This window comes from Rhizobium sp. LjRoot258, assembly GCF_964254185.1.
Taxonomy (GTDB): domain Bacteria; phylum Pseudomonadota; class Alphaproteobacteria; order Rhizobiales; family Rhizobiaceae; genus Rhizobium.
Genome location: NZ_CAXUST020000001.1, coordinates 1,650,781 through 1,670,441 on the forward strand (window position 1 = coordinate 1,650,781; position 19,661 = coordinate 1,670,441).

At 60.9% G+C, this 19,661-nt stretch carries 16 protein-coding genes and 1 pseudogene; 4 read left to right on the forward strand and 13 right to left on the reverse strand.

Features of this window, described 5'->3' with window-relative positions; all coding sequences use genetic code 11:
- Positions 1-25 precede the first annotated feature (25 nt).
- The 10 genes from ACSQ9D_RS08325 to ACSQ9D_RS08370 form a co-directional block, all read right to left on the reverse strand.
- Positions 26-850 carry an inositol monophosphatase family protein gene (locus tag ACSQ9D_RS08325; RefSeq protein WP_436281835.1) on the reverse strand — a complete coding sequence of 275 codons (825 nt, stop codon included), beginning with the start codon at positions 848-850 and terminating at the stop codon, positions 26-28.
- Between the two features lie 28 nt (positions 851-878).
- The gene (ttcA, locus tag ACSQ9D_RS08330; RefSeq protein WP_436281836.1) at positions 879-1,763 is read right to left on the reverse strand and encodes a tRNA 2-thiocytidine(32) synthetase TtcA; all 885 of its coding nucleotides are present in this window, start codon (positions 1,761-1,763) and stop codon (positions 879-881) included.
- Between the two features lie 58 nt (positions 1,764-1,821).
- Positions 1,822-2,751, reverse strand: a complete 930-nt coding sequence (locus tag ACSQ9D_RS08335) for a glutaminase (RefSeq protein WP_436281837.1) — start codon at positions 2,749-2,751, stop codon at positions 1,822-1,824.
- 75 nt (positions 2,752-2,826) lie between these two features.
- Positions 2,827-3,444, reverse strand: a complete 618-nt coding sequence (gene rpsD, locus ACSQ9D_RS08340; protein ID WP_024312755.1) for a 30S ribosomal protein S4 — start codon at positions 3,442-3,444, stop codon at positions 2,827-2,829.
- Between the two features lie 273 nt (positions 3,445-3,717).
- On the reverse strand, positions 3,718-5,232 hold the full coding sequence (locus ACSQ9D_RS08345; RefSeq protein WP_436281838.1) for a helicase HerA domain-containing protein: 1,515 nt from the start codon (positions 5,230-5,232) through the stop codon (positions 3,718-3,720).
- A gap of 91 nt (positions 5,233-5,323) precedes the next feature.
- On the reverse strand, positions 5,324-6,451 hold the full coding sequence (locus tag ACSQ9D_RS08350; protein ID WP_436281839.1) for an MFS transporter: 1,128 nt from the start codon (positions 6,449-6,451) through the stop codon (positions 5,324-5,326).
- A 114-nt stretch (positions 6,452-6,565) separates the two neighbouring features.
- Positions 6,566-7,366 (reverse strand): glutamate racemase, encoded by an 801-nt coding sequence (gene murI / locus ACSQ9D_RS08355; protein WP_436281840.1) that lies wholly within the window; start codon positions 7,364-7,366, stop codon positions 6,566-6,568.
- Positions 7,347-8,177, reverse strand: coding sequence for an RNA methyltransferase (locus ACSQ9D_RS08360; RefSeq protein WP_436281841.1), 831 nt, complete (start codon positions 8,175-8,177; stop codon positions 7,347-7,349). Before ACSQ9D_RS08360 ends, murI begins: the two co-directional genes overlap by 20 nt.
- Before the next feature lie 57 nt (positions 8,178-8,234).
- Positions 8,235-10,220, reverse strand: a complete 1,986-nt coding sequence (locus ACSQ9D_RS08365; RefSeq protein ID WP_436281842.1) for an FUSC family protein — start codon at positions 10,218-10,220, stop codon at positions 8,235-8,237.
- 149 nt (positions 10,221-10,369) lie between these two features.
- A complete protein-coding gene (locus ACSQ9D_RS08370; protein ID WP_436281843.1) occupies positions 10,370-10,900 on the reverse strand; it encodes a hypothetical protein in 531 nt (176 codons plus the stop codon).
- Positions 10,901-11,085: 185 nt separating this feature from the next.
- Here ACSQ9D_RS08370 and ACSQ9D_RS08375 point away from each other — a divergent pair, with 185 nt between their 5' ends.
- The 3 genes from ACSQ9D_RS08375 to ACSQ9D_RS08385 all read left to right on the forward strand — a co-directional run bounded on the left by ACSQ9D_RS08375 (position 11,086) and on the right by ACSQ9D_RS08385 (position 13,553).
- Positions 11,086-12,297 (forward strand): NADP-dependent isocitrate dehydrogenase, encoded by a 1,212-nt coding sequence (locus ACSQ9D_RS08375; RefSeq protein WP_436281844.1) that lies wholly within the window; start codon positions 11,086-11,088, stop codon positions 12,295-12,297.
- Positions 12,298-12,377: 80 nt separating this feature from the next.
- Positions 12,378-12,824, forward strand: a complete 447-nt coding sequence (locus ACSQ9D_RS08380; protein WP_436281845.1) for an N-acetyltransferase family protein — start codon at positions 12,378-12,380, stop codon at positions 12,822-12,824.
- Positions 12,825-12,932: 108 nt separating this feature from the next.
- Positions 12,933-13,553 carry a glutathione S-transferase family protein gene (locus ACSQ9D_RS08385; RefSeq protein ID WP_436281846.1) on the forward strand — a complete coding sequence of 207 codons (621 nt, stop codon included), beginning with the start codon at positions 12,933-12,935 and terminating at the stop codon, positions 13,551-13,553.
- A gap of 11 nt (positions 13,554-13,564) precedes the next feature.
- On the opposite strand, the pseudogene ACSQ9D_RS08390 reads toward ACSQ9D_RS08385, so the two are convergent.
- From ACSQ9D_RS08390 to recA, 3 genes and pseudogenes are all read right to left on the reverse strand, one after another.
- A pseudogene (locus ACSQ9D_RS08390) lies at positions 13,565-14,415 on the reverse strand (AraC family transcriptional regulator).
- Positions 14,416-14,555: 140 nt separating this feature from the next.
- On the reverse strand, positions 14,556-17,216 hold the full coding sequence (alaS, locus tag ACSQ9D_RS08395) for an alanine--tRNA ligase (protein WP_436281847.1): 2,661 nt from the start codon (positions 17,214-17,216) through the stop codon (positions 14,556-14,558).
- Positions 17,217-17,369: 153 nt separating this feature from the next.
- Entirely contained in the window at positions 17,370-18,455 is a 1,086-nt protein-coding gene (gene recA / locus ACSQ9D_RS08400) for a recombinase RecA (protein WP_024312766.1), read from the reverse strand.
- A 241-nt stretch (positions 18,456-18,696) separates the two neighbouring features.
- On the opposite strand from recA, the gene ACSQ9D_RS08405 reads away from it, so the two are divergent.
- Positions 18,697-19,641 carry a carbohydrate kinase family protein gene (locus ACSQ9D_RS08405; RefSeq protein ID WP_436281848.1) on the forward strand — a complete coding sequence of 315 codons (945 nt, stop codon included), beginning with the start codon at positions 18,697-18,699 and terminating at the stop codon, positions 19,639-19,641.
- The last annotated feature ends 20 nt before the right edge of the window (positions 19,642-19,661 follow it).

The following is a 19,661-nucleotide window of genomic DNA, read 5'->3' on the forward strand; positions in this document are numbered from 1 at the left end:
GCCCGACAGTTCGGTGGGCTTTTTGTCAGACTGTGAAGACCTCACGCCGCAGGAGTTCCCAGCTCGCCCTGTCCGGCGTAATCAGCAAGCCGCCGGTGATGTGATGCGGCAGATACGGCGACCCGTCAAAGCGGGCCGCATAGGCCCCGGCCTCGATGCTGAGAAGCGTGCCGGCAAGATGATCCCAGGGCATCAGCTTGTTATACATGAGATAGTGCACGTGGCCGCCCGCAAAGGCCCGATATTCGTGGGCTGCGCAGCGGTAGTTGGCGAGGAACCGGACCTTGGCCAGATTGGCAAGGATTTCGCCACGTTTGGGCTTCGGCAGGAAGCCGGTCGACGCCATGCCGACCATCTGGTCCAGCGCGACGGGCGCAGCGACGGAGAGCCGTTCTGTTTCGCCGCCGGGACGCCGAAGCCAGGCGCCGCCGCCCTTCTCTGCGATCGCCCAATCGTCACCCATCGGGTCGTAGATGATGCCGGCGACCGTTTCGCCCCTGGCCACGACCGATGCCATGACGCCAAAGGCCGGTATCCCGGACGCGAAGTTGAACGTCCCATCGACGGGGTCCACGACGACAGCAAGGTCGGCGCCTTCGAGCTTGCCGAGTAGCGCGGGATCGGCAGCAACTGACTCCTCGCCGACGAACACAGCGTCCGGCCAAAGCGTGGCCGCCTCCGCCTTGATCATCCGCTCCGCCTGCAGATCGGCCTCCGTGACCAGATCGGTTGCCTCGCTCTTGGCGCGGACGTCATTGCTCCCAAGTCGGCGGAAACGCGGCAAGATCTCCGCCTTCGCCGCCCGCCGGAGGAGATCGGCAAGCGTCGTGGTATCTATCGTCGAACTCATGGAATTTCCTTCTTGGCGTGCGCGCCGATTACGCACTCTTCGGCGCGGTCTCCCCGGCCATCAGGCCGGCGAAATCGAAAAGTTTGGGATCGAGGAGATGCGATGGGTTCACATGCGCAAGTGCTCGGAGCATGGTATCCTTGCGGCCCGGCATCCGGCGCTCGATATCGGCCAGCATATCCTTCATCGCATTGCGCTGTAGCCCGTCTTGCGAGCCGCAGAGGTCGCAAGGAATGATCGGAAACTGCATTGCCGCGGCAAACTTCGCCATGTCGTCTTCCGCGCAGTAGGCGAGCGGGCGCAGAACCATCAGGTTGCCCTCGTCGTTGAGCAGTTTGGCCGGCATCGAGGCCAGCCGCCCACCATGAAAGAAATTCATGAAGAAGGTTTCGAGGATATCCTCGCGGTGGTGGCCGAGCACCAATGCGTCGCAGCCCTCCTCCTTGGCGATCCGGTAGAGATTGCCGCGGCGCAGGCGCGAACAGAGCGAGCAATAGGTCGCCCCTTCCGGAACCTTCTCCTTCACGATCGAATAGGTGTCGCGATACTCGATACGGTGCTTGACGCCGATCCTCGTGAGATAGTCGGGCAGGATATGCTTTGGAAAGTTCGGCTGTCCCTGATCGAGATTGCAGGCGATCAACTCGACCGGCAACAGACCGCGCCATTGCAGGTCGAGCAGCAGCGCCAGCAGCCCATAGGAATCCTTGCCGCCGGAGAGGCCGATCAGCCAGCGCTGCTGGCCTCTGAGCATGCCGAAGTCGTCGAACGCCTGCCTGATCTGACGCAGCAGACGCTTCCGCAGCTTGTTGAACGAGACGGAGCTCGGCGCATCGGCGAACAGCGCATGCGCGATGCCGCCGTCAGCTGCCGCTGTCTCCACCTCGTCGGCAATATTGGCTGCGATGTTCATATCTTCGTCCAATCAGAGTCTGATCTGCTCTAGCAGAAAGCCACGACGCAACACAGCATCAATCGCCGAAAACCGACCATCCGGTGCGAGCCGCCAGCATCTCAAGCGCAACAGCGCCGAGCTGCGAGTTCCCAACCTTGTTCAGCCCCGGAGACCAGACCGCCATCGATGCAATCCCGGGAGCAACGGCGAAGATGCCGCCGCCAACGCCGCTCTTGCCGGGCAGACCAACGTGATAGGCGAAGTCGCCCGATCCGTCGTAATGACCGCAGGTGAGCATCAGGGCGTTAATACGCCGCGCGCGCTTCGGCGACACCACCGACAGACCCGCCACAGGGTTGCTGCCGCGTGCCGCCAGAAACAGGCCGGCCTTGGCAAGCTGCTCGCATGACATCGACAGCGCGCATTGGTGAAAATAGACACCGAGCACGTGTTCGACCGGGTGCTCGAGATTGCCGTAGGCTTTCATGAAATTGGCGAGCGCGAAGTTCCGGAAGCCCGTATGCGTTTCCGATTTCGCAACCCGACCGTCGATGGTGACCCCGTCGTCGTCTGAGAGGTAGCGCACAAAGCGCAGCAGCTCGCCGATCGCCTCGCGTGGCGCATGCCCTGATATGACGACATCGGTCACCGCGATCGCGCCGGCGTTGATGAAGGGATTGCGCGGAATGCCCGATTCCTGCTCGAGCTGTACGATCGAGTTGAACGCCGAACCGGAAGGCTCGCGGCCGACGCGCTTCCACAGCTGCTCGCCAACTTTTCCCAGCGCCAGCGTCAGCATGAAAACCTTGGAGATGCTCTGGATCGAAAACGGAACGGCGCTATCGCCGACGCTGTAGATCCTGCCGTCGACCGTCGTCACGGTCAGCCCGAACTGGTTCGGATCAACCTTGGCCAGATCGGGAATGTAATCTGCCACCCTGCCCTCGCCGATCCTCGGCTTGAGTTCGGTATAGATCCCGTCGAGGATCGCCTGCAAATCCGTCATGATCATCTCGCTCCAGATAACAAAAAAGCCGCCCCGAGAGGCGGCTTTTCCGTATGCGAAAACGCCTCTCGCTGATTAGCGAGAATAGAATTCGACCACCAGATGCGGTTCCATGACGACCGGATACGGTACGTCGCCGAGAGCCGGAACACGAGCGAAGGTAGCAACCATCTTGTTGTGGTCGGCTTCGATGTAGTCCGGAACGTCGCGCTCAGCCAGACCAACCGATTCCAGAACGGAAACGAGTTGCTTCGACTTCTGACGAACTTCAATGACGTCGCCAGCCTTGCAACGGTAAGAACCGATGTTGACGCGGACGCCGTTCACGGTCACGTGGCCGTGGTTCACGAACTGGCGGGCAGCGAAAACGGTCGGAACGAACTTGGCGCGATAGACGATCGCGTCCAGACGGGACTCCAGAAGACCGATCAGGTTTTCAGAGGTGTCACCCTTGCGGCGGGCGGCTTCAGCGAAGATTGCACGGAACTGCTTTTCGCGCAGGTCACCGTAGTAGCCCTTGAGCTTCTGCTTGGCGCGCAGCTGCACACCGAAGTCAGACAGCTTGCCCTTGCGGCGCTGACCATGCTGGCCCGGGCCGTATTCGCGGCGGTTCACCGGGGACTTCGGACGGCCCCAGATGTTTTCGCCCATACGGCGGTCAATCTTGTACTTAGACGATTCGCGCTTGCTCATCGTATTTCCTTTCAGAAAGTTAGAACGGTCTGTTGCCAAACCGCGTGAAGGAAACACGCCCTCCTTTGATCTTCTTTCGAGGATCCGACAGGATCATCCCATTACGCGAACAGGACAAATCCACGGGACATGTCAAATGAAACACCGGACATCTCTGCCCGGTGCTGGCGCGGTCTTTAGGGGGAAGTCGCTGGAATGTCAATCACAATCCACATCTGTCCCGTCCCTAGCGTTCGCTTTTCGCCGGAGAACAACTCGGCCTCGATCGCTGCGTTATTCTGCAGCAGAGGGAACGTCGGCCATATCAGCCGCATTTGCATCGCCTGGCGCCGTCTGGCGGTTCATGTCGGGAAACGCGACGATACGCTTGCCCGAAAAGTCGGTATGCACGACGACGGTGCCCTGCTCTTCAAAATATCCGAGTAGGCGTCTGGCCCGCCGTGCCGAATGGGTGCCGTAGGCGCGTGCAATCCGGGCGTCCGAGGGGCACGGTTCGCCGCAGACGGCGGCCTTCGCCAGCATCAGGAAGACGCCCTGCAGATCATCGGTAACACCGGTAGAGAGCGACAGCGCCGTCGCCCACGCCTCCGTCTCCGCCGTTGCCGCGTCCACGCCGGAGCGCGAAATCGCGACCCGACGCCTGAACTCCGGCAAAGACATCGGCGGACCGGGAACCCGGCGCATACGAACTCGCACGAGGAACTCCTGGTAAAGCACAGAATCCGTTCGGAATCCGGAGTCCGGATCGTCCAGAATTTCGTGAAGCACGGCTGTCAGGCGCTCCTCTCGCTCCTCCGCCGATAGCTCAGACTGTGGCACCCGCGTCTCCGAGGGGGGAGCCGAGGCAGCAGGCGCCGAACGCGCCAATTCGGCGAGAATATCAGTTGTCGGCCGCGGCGCAGGCGGGGCGCGACGGATGATCGGACGCTGGAATTCTTCCGGATCCGGCGTGAAGATCAGGTCTTCGACGTCTTGCGGCGCATCCGGCAGCGGCATGAGCTTGGGACTTGACGAACGCGCGGACGTTTCAACATTACCGATCTGGATCGGTAGCGGACGGCGCGACAGCGCCGGGCCCAGCGCGACGAAGTTTCCGCGCTTCAGGTCGCGGAACATTTCCGCCTGCCGGCGGTCCATGCCGAGCAGGTCGGCCGCTCGTGCCATGTCGATATCGAGGAAGGTGCGGCCCATCAGGAAGTTCGAGGCTTCTGCGGCCACGTTCTTGGCGAGCTTGGCGAGGCGCTGCGTCGCAATCACTCCGGCAAGACCGCGTTTGCGGCCACGGCACATCAGGTTCGTCATCGCACCGAGCGACATCTTGCGGGCGTCTTCCGAGACGTCGCCACCGACCGAAGGCGCAAACATCTGTGCCTCGTCGACCACGACGAGAACCGGATACCAGTATTCGCGGTCGGCATCGAACATGCCGTTGAGGAAAGCGGCGGCGGCACGCATCTGCTGCTCGATATCAAGCCCTTCGAGTGTCAGGACGCAGGAGACGCGATGCTGGCGGATACGGTTGGCAATGCCGGCCAATTCTGCTTCGGTCCGCTCGCCGTCGACGACGACATGGCCGAATTTATCCGACAGCGTGACGAAATCACCTTCGGGATCGATGATGACCTGCTGCACCCACTGCGCGGATTGCTCCAGCAGGCGGCGGAGCAGGTGCGACTTGCCGGAGCCGGAATTGCCCTGCACCAGAAGACGGGTAGCCAGAAGCTCCTCGATATCGAGCGTGGCCGGATTCCCCCCCGACGCCGATCCCATATCGATACCAACCTGCAATGTCACATTCCTCTTTCAATCGAACACGGCGTGCTAGCAGGTTTGACCGTGTCTTTGGCGACACGGATGCACAAACCCACAGGAGAAAACGTCAGAACCGGATTTTGAGCATGCGCGTGAAGGCAAGGCTGATGGCGAGCGGAACAATCAACACCGCTAGCCCCACGCGCAGACCCGACACCTCGGCGATGAAACCGATGAGCGGCGGCCCGATCAGAAAGCCTGTAAGAGCCATAAAGGACAGGATGGCGACATTGGCTGCCGCGGGTCGGTCCTTGAGGCTTGCCGCCGCCGTGACGGCCAGGGGAAAGCCGACCGACACACCAATGCCGACCAGCCCAAAGCCAGCCAACGTCACCAGGCTATGCCAGGCAAAGACGATGATCAGCATGCCCACAAGAGCAGCCGCCCCGCAGCCCCTGGCCAGTAAAATCGCGCCGAAACGCTGCTTCAGATGGTCGCCGCTGAAGCGCCCGGCGGCCACCATCGAGGCAAAGATCGTATATCCGATGCCGGTCATCATACCGTCGGTCCTGAAAACGTCTTTGAGATAGACAGCCGACCAGTCGGCAATCGCCCCTTCGGTCATGGTAATCCCGAAGACGAAGGCGCAGATGCCGAAGAGCGCGCTGCTCGGCAATTTGAATGGCGCATGCGGCGGTGCCGACCCAGCCTCGCGATCGGGCGGCAAGCGGAGGCTTGCCAGGACAGCAAACGGCAAAACGATGGAGGCCGCCACCACGATCGCCCATTCGGCCGGCGTTGCAATGGCCACCATCGCCGAACCCAGCAAGCTGCCGGCCATGATACCAAGGCTCCAGAACCCATGGCAGCGGTTCATGATAATCGAGCCGGTATCCTTTTCGGCGCGATCCGCCTCGACATTCAGCCCCAACTCCAGCGTCGACATCGCGATGCCAAGCAGCGTCAGCGCAATGAAGAGCTCTACCGGCGTATGGGAGAAGGCCGGTAGGCAGACAATCACCGAGAAGACGAAGAAGCCAGCTATGACAGTGGCCTTGCCGCCGATATGAGACACCACTCGACCGGCGACGGGCAGCGTCGAGAGAATACCGACCGGCATTCCGAGCAAGGCCAGCGCAAGATCGGCAGGCCCGAGTTCCAAACGGGCCTGGATTTCAGGAATGCGCGGCAACCAGCTGCCGAACGCAATCGGCTGCAGGAAAAAGATAGCCATGACACTTTTTTGGAAGGACATGCGGAGCCTGGCGGGATCGATGCGAATCACAACCCCCAGTCTGCGCAGTCGCTTAGCTTTGCGATAGCCCTTATTGCATCAAGACCAGATTGGTGTTGGCGCTAGCGCCGAACGTCAAGCCAAGAGCCCAAATCCCTGCATCAGCCGCCGCGTCGCAAAATCGGGATTGCCCGAGGTGAATACCGCAAAGTCGAAATTATCGGAGTGCACAGCATCGGCGACCTGCGGTACCAGACTGCGGGCGCGCCGCGCAATCGCCTCCGCCGGGTCCAGCCAATCGACCGGCCAGGGTGCGAGCCGCCGGAAGACGTTGGCCATGAAGGGATAGTGCGTGCAGGCAAGCACCACGATGTCGGTCTTGCGACCGTCCTTCTCCACGAAACACTGGTCGATCTCGGACAGCACGACCTCGTCGGATACGGAATCCCCGCGGATATAGGCCTCCGCCATTCGCGCCAGGTTTTCGGAGCCAACGAGGCGTACATTGCATTGCTGCGCGAATGACTGAATCAGATCGCGTGTATAGGCGCGCTTGACCGTCCCTGGCGTCGCCAGCACCGAGACGAGCCCTGAGCGCGTCCGCTCCGCCGCCGGCTTGATCGCCGGTACCGTACCGACGAAGGTCATCTGAGGAAAGGCCGCGCGCAGATCGGCGCCAACCAGCGTGAACGCCGTGTTGCAGGCGATGATGCAGACCTCTGGGTCATGCTCCGCAAGCAGCCTGGCGAAAAGGCTGATGATCCGTTCCTTCAGCGCTTGCTCTTCCCAGCCGCCATAGGGAAAGCCGGCATCGTCAGCGATGTAGATAAAACCGCGCTCGGGCATCAGAACGCGCGCCTCACGCAGCACTGTCAGCCCCCCGATGCCGGAATCGAAGACCAGAACCGGTTTCAGCTCATTCGCCGCTGGGGTCATCGTTCGGCTGTTCCTTGGCATCTGCAGGTGGTCGGCTGCCGCGCGGATACTTCCGCGAGAAGCGGTCGAGGGAGGAGATCACGCCGCGCAACACGCTGATTTCTTGCTCCGTGAAGGCGCGGCGGGACAGGACTGCGCGCAGATTGTCGACCATTTTGGGCTTTTTCCCGGCAGGGTGGAAATAATTGCGGGCCTCCAGTGCCTCTTCCAGCTGGTCGTAGAGGCCGAACAATTGTTCCTTGGTCGATTGCGTCTGTGACATCGCCTGGAAGGGAACGGTTCCGATATCTTCCATGCCCGACTTCATCCACTCATAGGACATCAGCAACACGGCTTGCGCGATATTCAGCGACGCGAAAGCGGGATTGACCGGGAAGGTGACGATCTCATCGGCAAGCGCGACTTCCTCGTTGGTCAAACCCCACCGCTCGCGGCCGAACAGGATTCCGGTGCCCTCGCCCGCGCGGAATTTCGCCCGCAGCGTCTCTGCCGCCACGACAGGCGAACGCACTGGTTTGAAACCGTCCCGCTCGCGCGCCGTCGTCGCATAGACGAAGTTCAAGTCGGCGACCGCCTGTTCCAGCGTCTCGAAGACCTTCGTGCCATCGATCACATGATCTGCCTTCGAGGCGGCAGCCTGAGCTTTGTCGTTCGGCCAGCCGTCGCGCGGGTTGACGAGCCTGAGTTCCGCTAGGCCGAAGTTCGCCATGGCGCGCGCAACCATTCCGATGTTCTCTCCCATCTGGGGTTCGACGAGAATGATAACCGGACCTTCGGTGAGAAGTTGCCGCTCGCTGTTCGTGCCTGCCATGACGCTGGATCCTTTTGCTACGGGCGGAATAGACAAGCCAGGCCAAAACGGCAAGGGTCAAGCGTTCGGGTAGAGCCTGTCCAACGTCGAAGTAATCATCTCCACGCCCAGGCGCGCGCCGGCACGTGACAGCGCCAGGTGCCGTGCGGGCGCACTGCTAGTCTTTCGGTCGACGAAAAAACACTCCGACTGACGCCCTGCCAGAAGCGTCACGCGTTGGAGCTCTGCGTTCATCAGCTTAATGCTCTCGGCATCGCACGCAGGGCCCCCGTCGTCTTTGGCCATGATCCGCGCCCAATAGGTCGCCGCGAGAAAGATTGCCAGCGTCTGCCGGGTGTGTCCCGGTCTGGTGACAACTGACCAGGTCGAACCGAGAGGACGTGCTGCAGCTGTTAGATCGCGGTAGGCAGCGTCCAGCTTTTGCGAAAGAGCGATCAGCAAATCTGTCGCTTCCCTCGCAGCCGCGGCCGAAAGCAGCTCCTCCAGCGCCGCAAACCATTTGCCTAGCGCGACATCGAGCGCCCCCCGTGTTCGCGCCGGAAAGACGACGAATGCGACGAACGTGCCCGCCGCGGCCCCAAGCATCGTTTCTTCGATACGCAGCATGAGCAGGTCGACCGTCAGCGTCCCGATCATCCCGTAGACCAGGCAGAGCGCGATTGAGACGAAGAAGGTCATCGTCGCGTAGGACGTCTGCAGGAAATAGAACGCGAGGAAAATGGCAACCGTCGTGACCGCCAGCGCAGCTACCACATGCGTCGTGAGAAACGTCGCCAAGACCAGCCCCATCGCAATCCCAAAGAGCGTCCCAAGGGAACGCTGCAGGGCCTTCATCGCGGTGTCGCCACGGGAGTTCGTGTTGGTGAACACCAGGAAGGAAGCGAGCACGGCCCAAAACCAGCGCTCGCGCGATAGCATCAAGCCGAACGTCATCGCGATCGCGGATGCTAGCGTTACCTGCAGCGCCGAACGGATCAGGGGATTGGCCAGCGAAAAGTCGATCTTGGCCGGGGCGCCATCCGTTTCTGTCACGGCAGCGACCTCGGCAAATCCGGTCGAGTAGCCCTTTTCGATCGTCCGCGCGAGCAGCGCGCGCGCCTCACCGAGGCGGATCAATGCCTGGCTCGTCTCAGCTTGCAATTCATCGGGCGTCACCGGCGTCCTGGGGATGGGATCTCCCTCGATGATGGCGTGAACGAGAGCAAACGGCGGCACGCTTTGCGAACTCAATACGATCGCGCTCTCGGCGGCAAGGTGAGCGTCGAACAGGCGGATAGCCAACTCGCCGGCGGGCTCCGTGCCGGCATCGAACACACCCGTCGGTGGCCGGGGAATGAAGCCCTCCGCCATGAGCACGACTTCCTTCAGGCGCTCCTCCAGCTGGCGCAGTTCCTGCGCATCTTTGTCCGTCATTCGCCCCACGGACGCGATTACCGCGATCTTGAATAGAATCTGGTTGATGCGGCCGCGTACGCTTTCCAGCGAACGCAAGAGATCCCGACGCCAATCATCGGGAAGCACGACAGAACGCACAACATGCCCGATCAGCGCCGGAGCGACCGGTCCGATTGCAATCAGCGGCAGCTCTGCAATGGACGGGCGGAAGTAAGCACCCATGAAATAGGATGTGAAGGCGAACATGCCGATCGCATGCCCCCGCGGGCCGAACACCCGTCCGGCCGCGGCAAGAAAGATGATGAGCAGGAAGGCTGCGTCTGAGACAGGGCGATTTGCTTCCAGCGCCGCAGCAAGGCCAACAACGCAGACACTCGCCACGCAACCAAATAAACGCGTCACAAGCTGCGGCGCGCTGCCCTTGTCTTTTACCGCGACGCCGCCTTCGATCGACAAGACAATGCCGAGACCGTAGGCGGCGGTTGGCAGCGGAAACAGCTGATGGTGGATTGCGAGCAGCGCCGCAAATGAAAGCGCTATCGTCAGCGTCACACGCGACGCCATTCGCAGACACGACAGCGCCGGGTCGTGGGCGAGCAACCAGTCACGAAAGTCAAAACCGGAAAGCAAGCTGCTCTGGCCCCTCATTCGCGCCCCTCAGACAGCCAATGATAGAGGCAGTTTTCGACAAGTACCAACGGACGGCTTCGCCGTCCCTCCACGTAACCGTTACCCGACGGTGAGAACCTAGCGCACCGACCATCTCGGAAAAGTGCGGCCCTAAGTTATCGGAGCCATCACTGGCCCTTGGCGATCTGCACCATGGTGTTCTTGAGCGAATTTGGTGGCTGCCCAGGATCACCCTCGGTGACGATGTCATCGATCACAGGTTTGCCGGCCTCGTCGCGCATCTCGAACCGCACGGTGGTCACGGCCTGCTTGTCCGATCCGTCATCCATGCATGTCGCCTTCTTGAAAGTGACAATCACTTCCGTCGCCCCGTCAGCGCCAGGCTTCGGCGTATACGTCAAATCCTCGAGAGGACATGCATCCTCGCCATTAACGATGACGTCGTAGTCGAAAGGCGAAACCCCGTCTTCGTCGGCAGCCGGATTCTGGATCGCGGCCTGGTATTTGGTCACGAAGTCCTTGCTATACAGCGTCGAAAGCTTGCTTGCATCGAAGATGTCGATCCAGTCGCTGTCCGCACCCGACCAGTTCTTGATCGTTGCATCCATGATCTCCTTGACCGGTGCCGTAACGTCGGCGGCAAGGATCAGTGCGGTCGAGCCGAGAAGGACGGCCAGGGCAAGAGAAATCTTCTTCATGACGAATATCCGGGCAATGGTTTCGCGGCGGAGACTAGCCATTTTCGTCGGCTTGGCAATGGCCGCAAAAACGCCGCCCCGCCCGCTTCCGGCTTTGCACTCCCGGCGCACAATGCTATAGCGCTCGGGATTTGATATCACCCACCCGGGACGCCCGTCCCTTCTAAGCTTAACGAGGCAGATACATGAAGAAGATCAAGGTCGCCAATCCCGTCGCCGATCTCGACGGCGATGAAATGACTCGCATCATTTGGCAGCTCATCAAGGATAAGCTGATCCATCCGTATCTTGACCTCGACATCGACTACTTCGACCTCTCCGTCGAAAACCGCGACGCCACCAACGACCAGGTCACGATCGACGCCGCCAACGCCATCAAGAAGCACGGCGTCGGCATCAAGTGCGCGACGATCACGCCCGACGAAGACCGCGTCAAGGAATTCAACCTCAAGCAGATGTGGAAGAGCCCGAACGGCACGATCCGCAACATCCTCGGCGGCGTCATCTTTCGCGAGCCGATCATCTGCCAGAACGTTCCGCGCCTCGTTCCCGGCTGGACCAAGCCGATCGTCGTTGGCCGTCACGCTTTCGGCGACCAGTACCGAGCCACCGACTTCAAATTCCCCGGCAAAGGCAAGCTGACCATCAAGTTCGTCGGTGAAGACGGCCAGGTCATCGAAAAGGAAGTCTTCGACGCCCCGGGCGCCGGCGTGGCCATGGCTATGTACAACCTCGACGAGTCGATCCGCGAGTTCGCCCGCGCCTCGATGATGTACGGCCTGATGCGCAAGTGGCCGGTCTATCTGTCGACCAAGAACACCATCCTCAAGGCCTACGACGGTCGCTTCAAGGACATCTTCGAAGAAGTCTACCAGACCGAATTCAAGGATCAGTTCAAGGAAGTCGGCATCACCTACGAACACCGGCTGATCGACGACATGGTCGCATCCGCTCTGAAGTGGTCTGGCGGCTACGTCTGGGCGTGCAAGAACTATGACGGCGACGTCCAGTCCGACACGGTCGCACAGGGCTTCGGCTCGCTCGGCCTGATGACCTCGGTTCTGCTCACCCCGGATGGCAAGACCGTCGAAGCCGAAGCCGCACACGGCACGGTTACCCGCCACTACCGCCAGCACCAGAAGGGCCAGGAAACCTCGACGAACTCGATCGCCTCGATCTTCGCCTGGACCCGTGGCCTCGCTCACCGCGCCAAGCTCGACGACAATGCCGAACTCGCAAAGTTCGCGGCCACGCTCGAAAAGGTCTGCGTCGACACAGTCGAAGCCGGCTTCATGACCAAGGATCTGGCGCTGCTTATCGGCCCCGATCAACCTTGGCTGTCGACCACCGCCTTCCTCGATAAGATCGACGCGAACCTGCAGAAGGCCATGGCTTAAGCCATCAGCGATATGCGAACGGTGCGGCGGGGATTTCCCCGCCGTTTTCGTTTCAGCGACGTCAAAGGGGAACGCGAACAATGACCACAACGATCCGTCCGCTACAACCATCCGACCGCGCCGCCTGGGAGCCGCTTTGGGCCGGCTATCAGCGCTTCTACGAGGTCGTCATTCCGCCGGAGACGACGGATCTGACCTGGGGTCGCTTTCAGGACCCCGCCGAGGACATGCACGCGCTCGGCGCCTTCGACGATAGCGGCCGCCTCGTCGGCATAGTCCACGCCATCTTCCATCGCTCGACCTGGCTGCCAAAGTGGACCTGCTATCTGCAGGATCTCTATGTCGACGACACGCAGCGCGGTCTCGGCACCGGCGCGTCTCTCATCGACGCCGTCGCCGATCTCGCCCGTGAACATGGTGCCGGTCGACTCTACTGGATGACGCACGAAACAAACGCAACGGCGCGAAAACTCTACGACAGGATCGCCGAGCGATCTGGCTTCATCCAATATCGCAAGGCGCTCTAAATAGTTGCGGACTTTGCGCTGGGCCTCTCTGTCCTATCTCCCTGGTGGCCGGGCTTGATACGCTATGTTCGGATCCAAGGAGCGTAAATAGAAAATGAGGAGGAGTGCATGGCAGACGAACTGGTATTCTATACGAACCCCATGTCGCGTGGTCGCATCGCCCGCTGGATGCTGGAGGAGACCGGCGTACCTTACAAAACAGAAATCATGACCTTTGGCGGAACCATGAAGTCGCCGGAGTACCTTGCCATCAACCCGATGGGCAAGGTTCCCGCGGTCCGGCATGGCAAGACGGTCGTCACCGAGTGCGCCGCAATCTGCGCCTACCTCGCTGACGCCTTCCCCGAGGCAAACCTTGCTCCAAAGCCGGATGAACGCGGCAGCTACTATCGCTGGATGTTCTTTACCGCCGGACCGCTCGAAGCCGCAGCCACCAACAAGGCATTGGGCTTTGAAACGCCTCCCGACAAAGCCCGGATGGCGGGATATGGCAGCTTCGCCGATGTGATGAACACGCTGGAGACCGCCGTCAGTACCACGCCCTACGTTGCCGGAGATCGCTTCACGGCAGCCGACGTCTACGTCGGCTCGCATATTGGCTGGGGCCTGGGCTTCGGCACCATCGAGAAGCGGCAGGCCTTTGTCGATTATCTCGGGCGAGTCACCGATCGCCCGGCCCATAAGCGCGCCGTCGCAATCGATGACGAGGCCATGAAGATCGCCCAGTAGCGACCAGAGGCTCAGGTAAGCGGCATGTGGATGTCAGTCAAAAGCTCGGTCGGCGGCACATCGCGTGGGTTATTGAGATACTCCTCGAACATCACACCGTCGCGAAGCTGCCGGCCTGAAGCGGGCAACCATTCCGCATAGAGCCACTGGTAAGCCTTGTGCATGTCAGCATAGGGGCCTTTGTGGCGCAGCACCGCATACTCCCCGCCGTCCAGCACGCGGCGTTCGAACGGCGCCGTGACGGTAATCTCGCCGTCGGTGGTCACACATGCGACCGACCGCAGCTTTTCGGCCGGCACAATGTCGGGATCGTCGAGATAGACACCGATCATGCGCATCGTAGGCTTGGCAAGCCCACGCGCATTAAGCGTGCCGAACAAGGTCTCGAACGCCTGGCTGATCTGCATGTACGAGCCGACATGCGGCACGCCAAGCAATTGAATTGGTTCAATCTTCCGTAAGGTAACGTCAAACATGGCTGCAGTCTTTCCGTTGGGTGAGGGCTCAAAGGCTTTGTGGCTTCCCTCTTTCCGGTATTGCGCCGGCGGCATGCCGTAGACCGATTTGAAGATACGGTTGAAGGACTGGAGGTTGGGATAGCCCGATCGCTTTGCGATTTCCCCGACAGAAAGACCTGTGCGCACGATGTCGCCGGCGGCGCGATGCAGCCGCACCGCTTGACGGTCGCCGCAAGCGTTTCGCCGTGAACCGCCCGATAGATCCTGTGCCAGTGGTAGCTCGACATGCAGGCGATTTCGGCAAGTCTGTCCATGTCGAGCTCTTCGTCGAGATGATCATGGATATAGGCCGATACCCGTCGCAGACGGTGCTCGCAGAGTGCCCATGCCGTTTCGCCATTCATGTCTGAACCTCGTGCAACTCGATCGGCTGCAGAACACCATACTGCGATTTGACAAATCCCGCGGACTTTGACGAATCCGCCAATGAAAAGGCGGGGACCAGCCCCGCCTTCCATAGAGTTTCGTGAGAACGTCAGTTCGCTCAGCTTGCCAGCGCGACCGCCACAGCCTCGATCGCCTCGTCAGCCTTTGCGCCATCCGGACCGCCGGCCTGCGCCATATCGGGGCGACCGCCGCCGCCCTTCCCGCCAAGAGCAGCCGACGCGACGCGAACGAGATCGACGGCGCTGAACCGGCCCGTCAAGTCCGGGGTCACTGCAACGACTGCGCTCGCTTTGCCGTCTTCGGCAACGCCGATCAAAGCGACGACGCCGGAACCGAGGCTCGCCTTGCCGTCATCAGCGAGACCCTTGAGATCTTTGGGATCCACGCCCGAGATCGCCTTGCCGAGGAATTTCACACCGGCGACATCACGGACCGCATCGGCAGAACCGCCCTGCCCGCCGCCCATCGCAAGCTTGCGCTTGGCGTCGGCCAGTTCGCGCTCCAGCTTGCGGCGTTCATCCATCAGCGCCTCGACACGAGCAAGAACATCGGCAGGCTGCACCTTGAGCGACGTCGCAAGCGATTTGACGCGCTCGTCCTGTTCGGCCAGGTATTCGCGCGCGGACTCGCCGGTGACCGCCTCGATACGGCGCACGCCAGCGCCAACCGCGCTTTCGCCCAGAACGCGGATCAGCCCGATCTGACCGGTCGCGCCGACATGCGTGCCGCCACAAAGCTCGATCGAATAAGGCTTGCCCGCCTTGGCGCCGCGCACGCCCTGGCCCATAGCGACGACGCGAACTTCGTCGCCATATTTTTCGCCGAACAGCGCCATGGCGCCCTCGGCAATCGCGTCATCGACACTCATCAGGCGGGTCGTGACCGGCGAATTCTGCAACACGATCTCGTTCGCCATGTCTTCGACGACCTTCAGTTCGTCCGCAGTCATCGGCTTCGGATGCGAAACGTCGAAGCGCAGGCGCTCGGGCGCGACCAAGGAGCCTTTCTGGGCGACATGTGTACCGAGCACTTCGCGCAGCGCCTCGTGCAGCAAGTGCGTGGCGGAGTGGTTGGCGCGCAGGCGCGAGCGGCGCCAATGGTCGACCGTCAACGCCACCGCATCGCCTGCGTTCACGGTACCTTCGACGACGCTGCCGATGTGGACAAAGAGGCCCTCGCCCTTCTTCTGTGTATCCGTGATCTCGATCTTGGCCGTATCAGAGGTAATGACGCCAGTATCGCCCATCTGGCCGCCGGACTCGCCGTAGAATGGCGTTTGGTTGACGACGATCTGAACCTTGTCCCCGGCCGACGCAGATGCGACCGACGCACCGTCCTTCACAAGGGCCTGAACAACGCCTTCTGCGGTCTCGGTATCGTAGCCGAGGAACTCCGACGCGCCGTGTTTTTCCTTGAGTTCGAACCAGATCGTCTCGGTAGCCTTGTCGCCGGAGCCAGCCCAATGCGAGCGTGCTTCGGCTTTCTGGCGTTCCATCGCGTCGGTGAAGCCTGATATGTCGACGCCGATTTCGCGGGCGCGAAGCGCATCCTGCGTCAGGTCAAGCGGGAAGCCATAGGTGTCGTAGAGCTTGAACGCCGTCTCGCCATCGAGCATGTCACCCTTGCCGAGCGTCGTCGTGGCATCGGACAGCAGGGAAAGGCCACGCTCCAGCGTCTTGCGGAAGCGGGTTTCCTCAAGCTTGAGCGTCTCGGAGATCAGCGATTCCGCACGGACCAGCTCCGGATATGCACGCCCCATCTCCTGAACGAGCGTCGGGAGCAGCTTCCAGATCAACGGTTCCCGGGCGCCGAGCAGCTCGGCATGCCGCATCGCGCGGCGCATGATGCGACGAAGCACATAGCCGCGGCCTTCGTTCGAGGGCAATACGCCGTCGGCAATCAGGAACGCCGACGAACGCAGGTGGTCGGCAATGACGCGGTGGCTTGCACGACGCTCGCCCTCTGCCCGTACGCCTGTCACTTCTTCCGAAGCCTCAATCAGAGCGCGGAACAAGTCGATGTCGTAGTTGTCATGCTTGCCCTGCAGAACAGCGGCAACGCGCTCCAGCCCCATTCCCGTGTCGATCGACGGACGCGGAAGGTCGATGCGCTCATCCTTCGTGACCTGCTCGTACTGCATGAAGACGAGGTTCCAAATCTCGATGAAGCGGTCGCCGTCTTCTTCCGGCGAGCCGGGAGGGCCACCCCAGATATGATCGCCGTGGTCATAGAAGATTTCCGAGCAAGGGCCGCACGGGCCGGTATCGCCCATCGCCCAGAAATTGTCGCTGGTCGGGATACGGATGATCTTCTCGTCCGACAGACCCGCAATCTTCTTCCAGAGGTTGAAGGCCTCGTCGTCCGTATGGTAGACGGTGACCAACAACCGCTTGGCGTCGATAGCAAATTCCTTGGTGATCAGGTTCCAGGCGAGCTCGATCGCCCGCTCCTTGAAGTAGTCACCAAAGGAGAAATTACCGAGCATCTCGAAGAAGGTGTGATGGCGCGCGGTATAGCCGACATTATCGAGGTCGTTATGCTTGCCGCCGGCACGGACGCACTTTTGGGCCGTCGAGGCGGTCTTGTACGGGCGCTGCTCCAGGCCGGTGAAAACGTTCTTGAACTGCACCATGCCGGCATTGGTGAACATCAGCGTCGGATCGTTGCGTGGCACCAATGGGCTCGACGGAACGATTTCGTGGCCGTTCTTCTTGAAGTAGTCGAGGAAGGTCGACCGGATATCATTCACACCGCTCATGCTATGCCCTTCAATGCTGCCAATCGGCAGGTCAAATCTTAAATCCAGTGGCTTTTATCGCTCGCATTAACCACTGTCCAGCCGACAAACAAAACCGGCCGCATTCTGATCGAGAATGCGGCCGGTTTCGAACTATTCGGTACCTGTTGGGAACTATCCTTCGACGTCGTCCCCATCATTTGCATCAGGCCCGCCATTCTGCAGGAAGCGGTCAGCGATCAGTCCAGCATTCTGGCGAAGCGATGCTTCGATCTCGCGTAGAACCTCCGGATTGTCGCGCAGGAAAATCTTCGCGTTCTCACGACCCTGACCGAGGCGCTGACTGTTATAGGAGAACCAGGCACCCGATTTCTCGACGATACCCGCCTTCACACCGAGGTCGACCAACTCGCCGGTCTTGGACACGCCTTCGCCATACATGATGTCGAATTCGACCTGCTTGAAGGGAGGCGCCATCTTGTTCTTGACGACCTTGACGCGCGTCTGGTTGCCGATCACCTCTTCGCGTTCCTTGACCGCGCCGATACGGCGGATGTCGAGACGAACGGAAGCATAAAACTTCAGCGCGTTACCGCCGGTCGTCGTTTCCGGCGAGCCGAACATAACGCCGATCTTCATGCGGATCTGGTTGATGAAGATGACCATGGTCTTCGACTTCGAAATCGAAGCCGTCAGCTTGCGCAGCGCCTGGCTCATCAGCCGTGCCTGAAGCCCCGGCAGGCTATCGCCCATTTCACCTTCGATTTCAGCGCGCGGCGTCAGCGCAGCCACGGAGTCGACAACGAGCACGTCGATGGCGCCGGAGCGCACCAGCGTATCGGTAATCTCGAGCGCCTGCTCGCCGGTATCCGGCTGGGAGATCAGAAGGTTCTGCAGATCGACGCCAAGCTTGCGGGCATAGACCGGATCGAGCGCGTGTTCGGCGTCGACGAAGGCGCAGATTCCGCCTTTTTTCTGGCTTTCCGCAATAGTCTGCAGTGCCAGCGTCGTCTTGCCCGAGCTTTCCGGCCCGTAAATCTCGATGATGCGTCCCTTCGGCAGTCCGCCGATACCGAGCGCAATATCGAGCCCGAGAGAGCCCGTCGAGACCGTCTCGATCTCGACCACGCTCTCGTTCGAGCCCAGCTTCATGATAGAGCCCTTGCCGAACGACCGCTCGATCTGTGAGAGTGCCGCTTCAAGTGCCTTGCTTTTGTCCACCGATTTGTCCTCTACAAGCCGCAATGTATTCTGTGACATTCGATCCACCTTTAGGTTATTGAAGCCGCTCAAGCAATGTCGCCGCCGATCTCGATTTTGTACCGTATTTGTTCTCACTGCGCAAGCTGGGTTCAAATAATTGAAAGAAAAAGGTAAAATGGCCTGTGTTCTACATTTGTTTTAGTAATGGAAAGCAACGGCTTAGAGATAGGGCACTCGTCGCCAACGTGGCGGCGGCGGCGGGACGATTCGTATCTTTCCGGTGATGCAGGACGATGAAATGAAGCAGAAGATTCTTGTCCTCGGCGGCGCACACATCGACAGGCGCGGACGCATATCCGGCGGCACGGTGGCCGGCGCCAGCAATCCGGGCTCATGGTTCGAGGAGCCAGGCGGCGGCGGCTTCAATGCGGCGCGCAACCTTGCCCGGCTGGGCTTCGACGTGACGATGATCTCGCCCCGTGGCGGCGATCCAGTCGGCGAGATGGTCAGCGAGGCAGCCGATTTCGCAGGTGTTCACGATCGCCCCTTCGTTTTCCTGGATCGGAAGACGCCGAGTTATACCGCCATCATCGAGAACGACGGAAACCTGGTGATTGCCCTTGCCGACATGGATCTCTACCGCATGTTCCTGCCGCGCCGGCTCTCGATCCGCGCCGTCCGCGATGCCTTTGCCGCCACTGATTTCATCCTCTTCGATGCCAACCTGCCGGCAGAGACCCTGGCGTCGATCGTCGAGCGCGCTAAAGCGCTCGGCAAGCCGGTGGGCGCGATCGCAATCTCGCCGGCGAAGGCAATCAAGCTGAAGCCGTGCATTCAAGGGATAGACTATCTTTTCCTGAACGAGGCCGAGGCTGCCGCGCTGACGGGCGAACGCCCTAACGATCCGGCGCACTGGCCATCACTGCTGGGTGACATCGGGTTGCGCGGCGGCGTCGTCACGCGCGGCCAGCGCGAGCTGATCGCCTTTGCGGATCGCCGCGTCGTTGCCCTGCAGCCGGTAAACCTCGAGGGCGTTGCAGATGTCACTGGCGCCGGCGACTCGCTCGCGGCCGGCGTTATTTCCGGATTGATGCGCGGTATTCCCTTGGCCGATGCCGTTCGGGAGGGCGCCGCTGCCGCAGCTCTTACGGTACAGTCTCCGTACGCCGTCAATGAAAACCTCTCCCCGGATTTGGTCAGGGAGACACTTTCGCTTGTTCCACCGGCGAGAATTTTGCATTGAAGCCAATACCGACGAAATGG

Bases quoted from the DNA above. Each gene is read 5' to 3' on its own strand.
- ACSQ9D_RS08370 (WP_436281843.1), bottom strand. From the start codon at position 10,900: ATGAAGAAGATTTCTCTTGCCCTGGCCGTCCTTCTCGGCTCGACCGCA.
- ACSQ9D_RS08350 (WP_436281839.1), bottom strand. From the start codon at position 6,451: ATGTCCTTCCAAAAAAGTGTCATGGCTATCTTTTTCCTGCAGCCGATT.
- murI (WP_436281840.1), bottom strand. From the start codon at position 7,366: ATGACCCCAGCGGCGAATGAGCTGAAACCGGTTCTGGTCTTCGATTCC.
- ACSQ9D_RS08365 (WP_436281842.1), bottom strand. From the start codon at position 10,220: ATGAGGGGCCAGAGCAGCTTGCTTTCCGGTTTTGACTTTCGTGACTGG.
- ACSQ9D_RS08405 (WP_436281848.1), top strand. From the start codon at position 18,697: ATGAAGCAGAAGATTCTTGTCCTCGGCGGCGCACACATCGACAGGCGC.
- alaS (WP_436281847.1), bottom strand. From the start codon at position 17,216: ATGAGCGGTGTGAATGATATCCGGTCGACCTTCCTCGACTACTTCAAG.
- recA (WP_024312766.1), bottom strand. From the start codon at position 18,455: ATGTCACAGAATACATTGCGGCTTGTAGAGGACAAATCGGTGGACAAA.
- ACSQ9D_RS08380 (WP_436281845.1), top strand. From the start codon at position 12,378: ATGACCACAACGATCCGTCCGCTACAACCATCCGACCGCGCCGCCTGG.
- rpsD (WP_024312755.1), bottom strand. From the start codon at position 3,444: ATGAGCAAGCGCGAATCGTCTAAGTACAAGATTGACCGCCGTATGGGC.
- ACSQ9D_RS08325 (WP_436281835.1), bottom strand. From the start codon at position 850: ATGAGTTCGACGATAGATACCACGACGCTTGCCGATCTCCTCCGGCGG.
- ACSQ9D_RS08385 (WP_436281846.1), top strand. From the start codon at position 12,933: ATGGCAGACGAACTGGTATTCTATACGAACCCCATGTCGCGTGGTCGC.
- ACSQ9D_RS08360 (WP_436281841.1), bottom strand. From the start codon at position 8,177: ATGGCAGGCACGAACAGCGAGCGGCAACTTCTCACCGAAGGTCCGGTT.
- ACSQ9D_RS08335 (WP_436281837.1), bottom strand. From the start codon at position 2,751: ATGACGGATTTGCAGGCGATCCTCGACGGGATCTATACCGAACTCAAG.
- ttcA (WP_436281836.1), bottom strand. From the start codon at position 1,763: ATGAACATCGCAGCCAATATTGCCGACGAGGTGGAGACAGCGGCAGCT.
- ACSQ9D_RS08375 (WP_436281844.1), top strand. From the start codon at position 11,086: ATGAAGAAGATCAAGGTCGCCAATCCCGTCGCCGATCTCGACGGCGAT.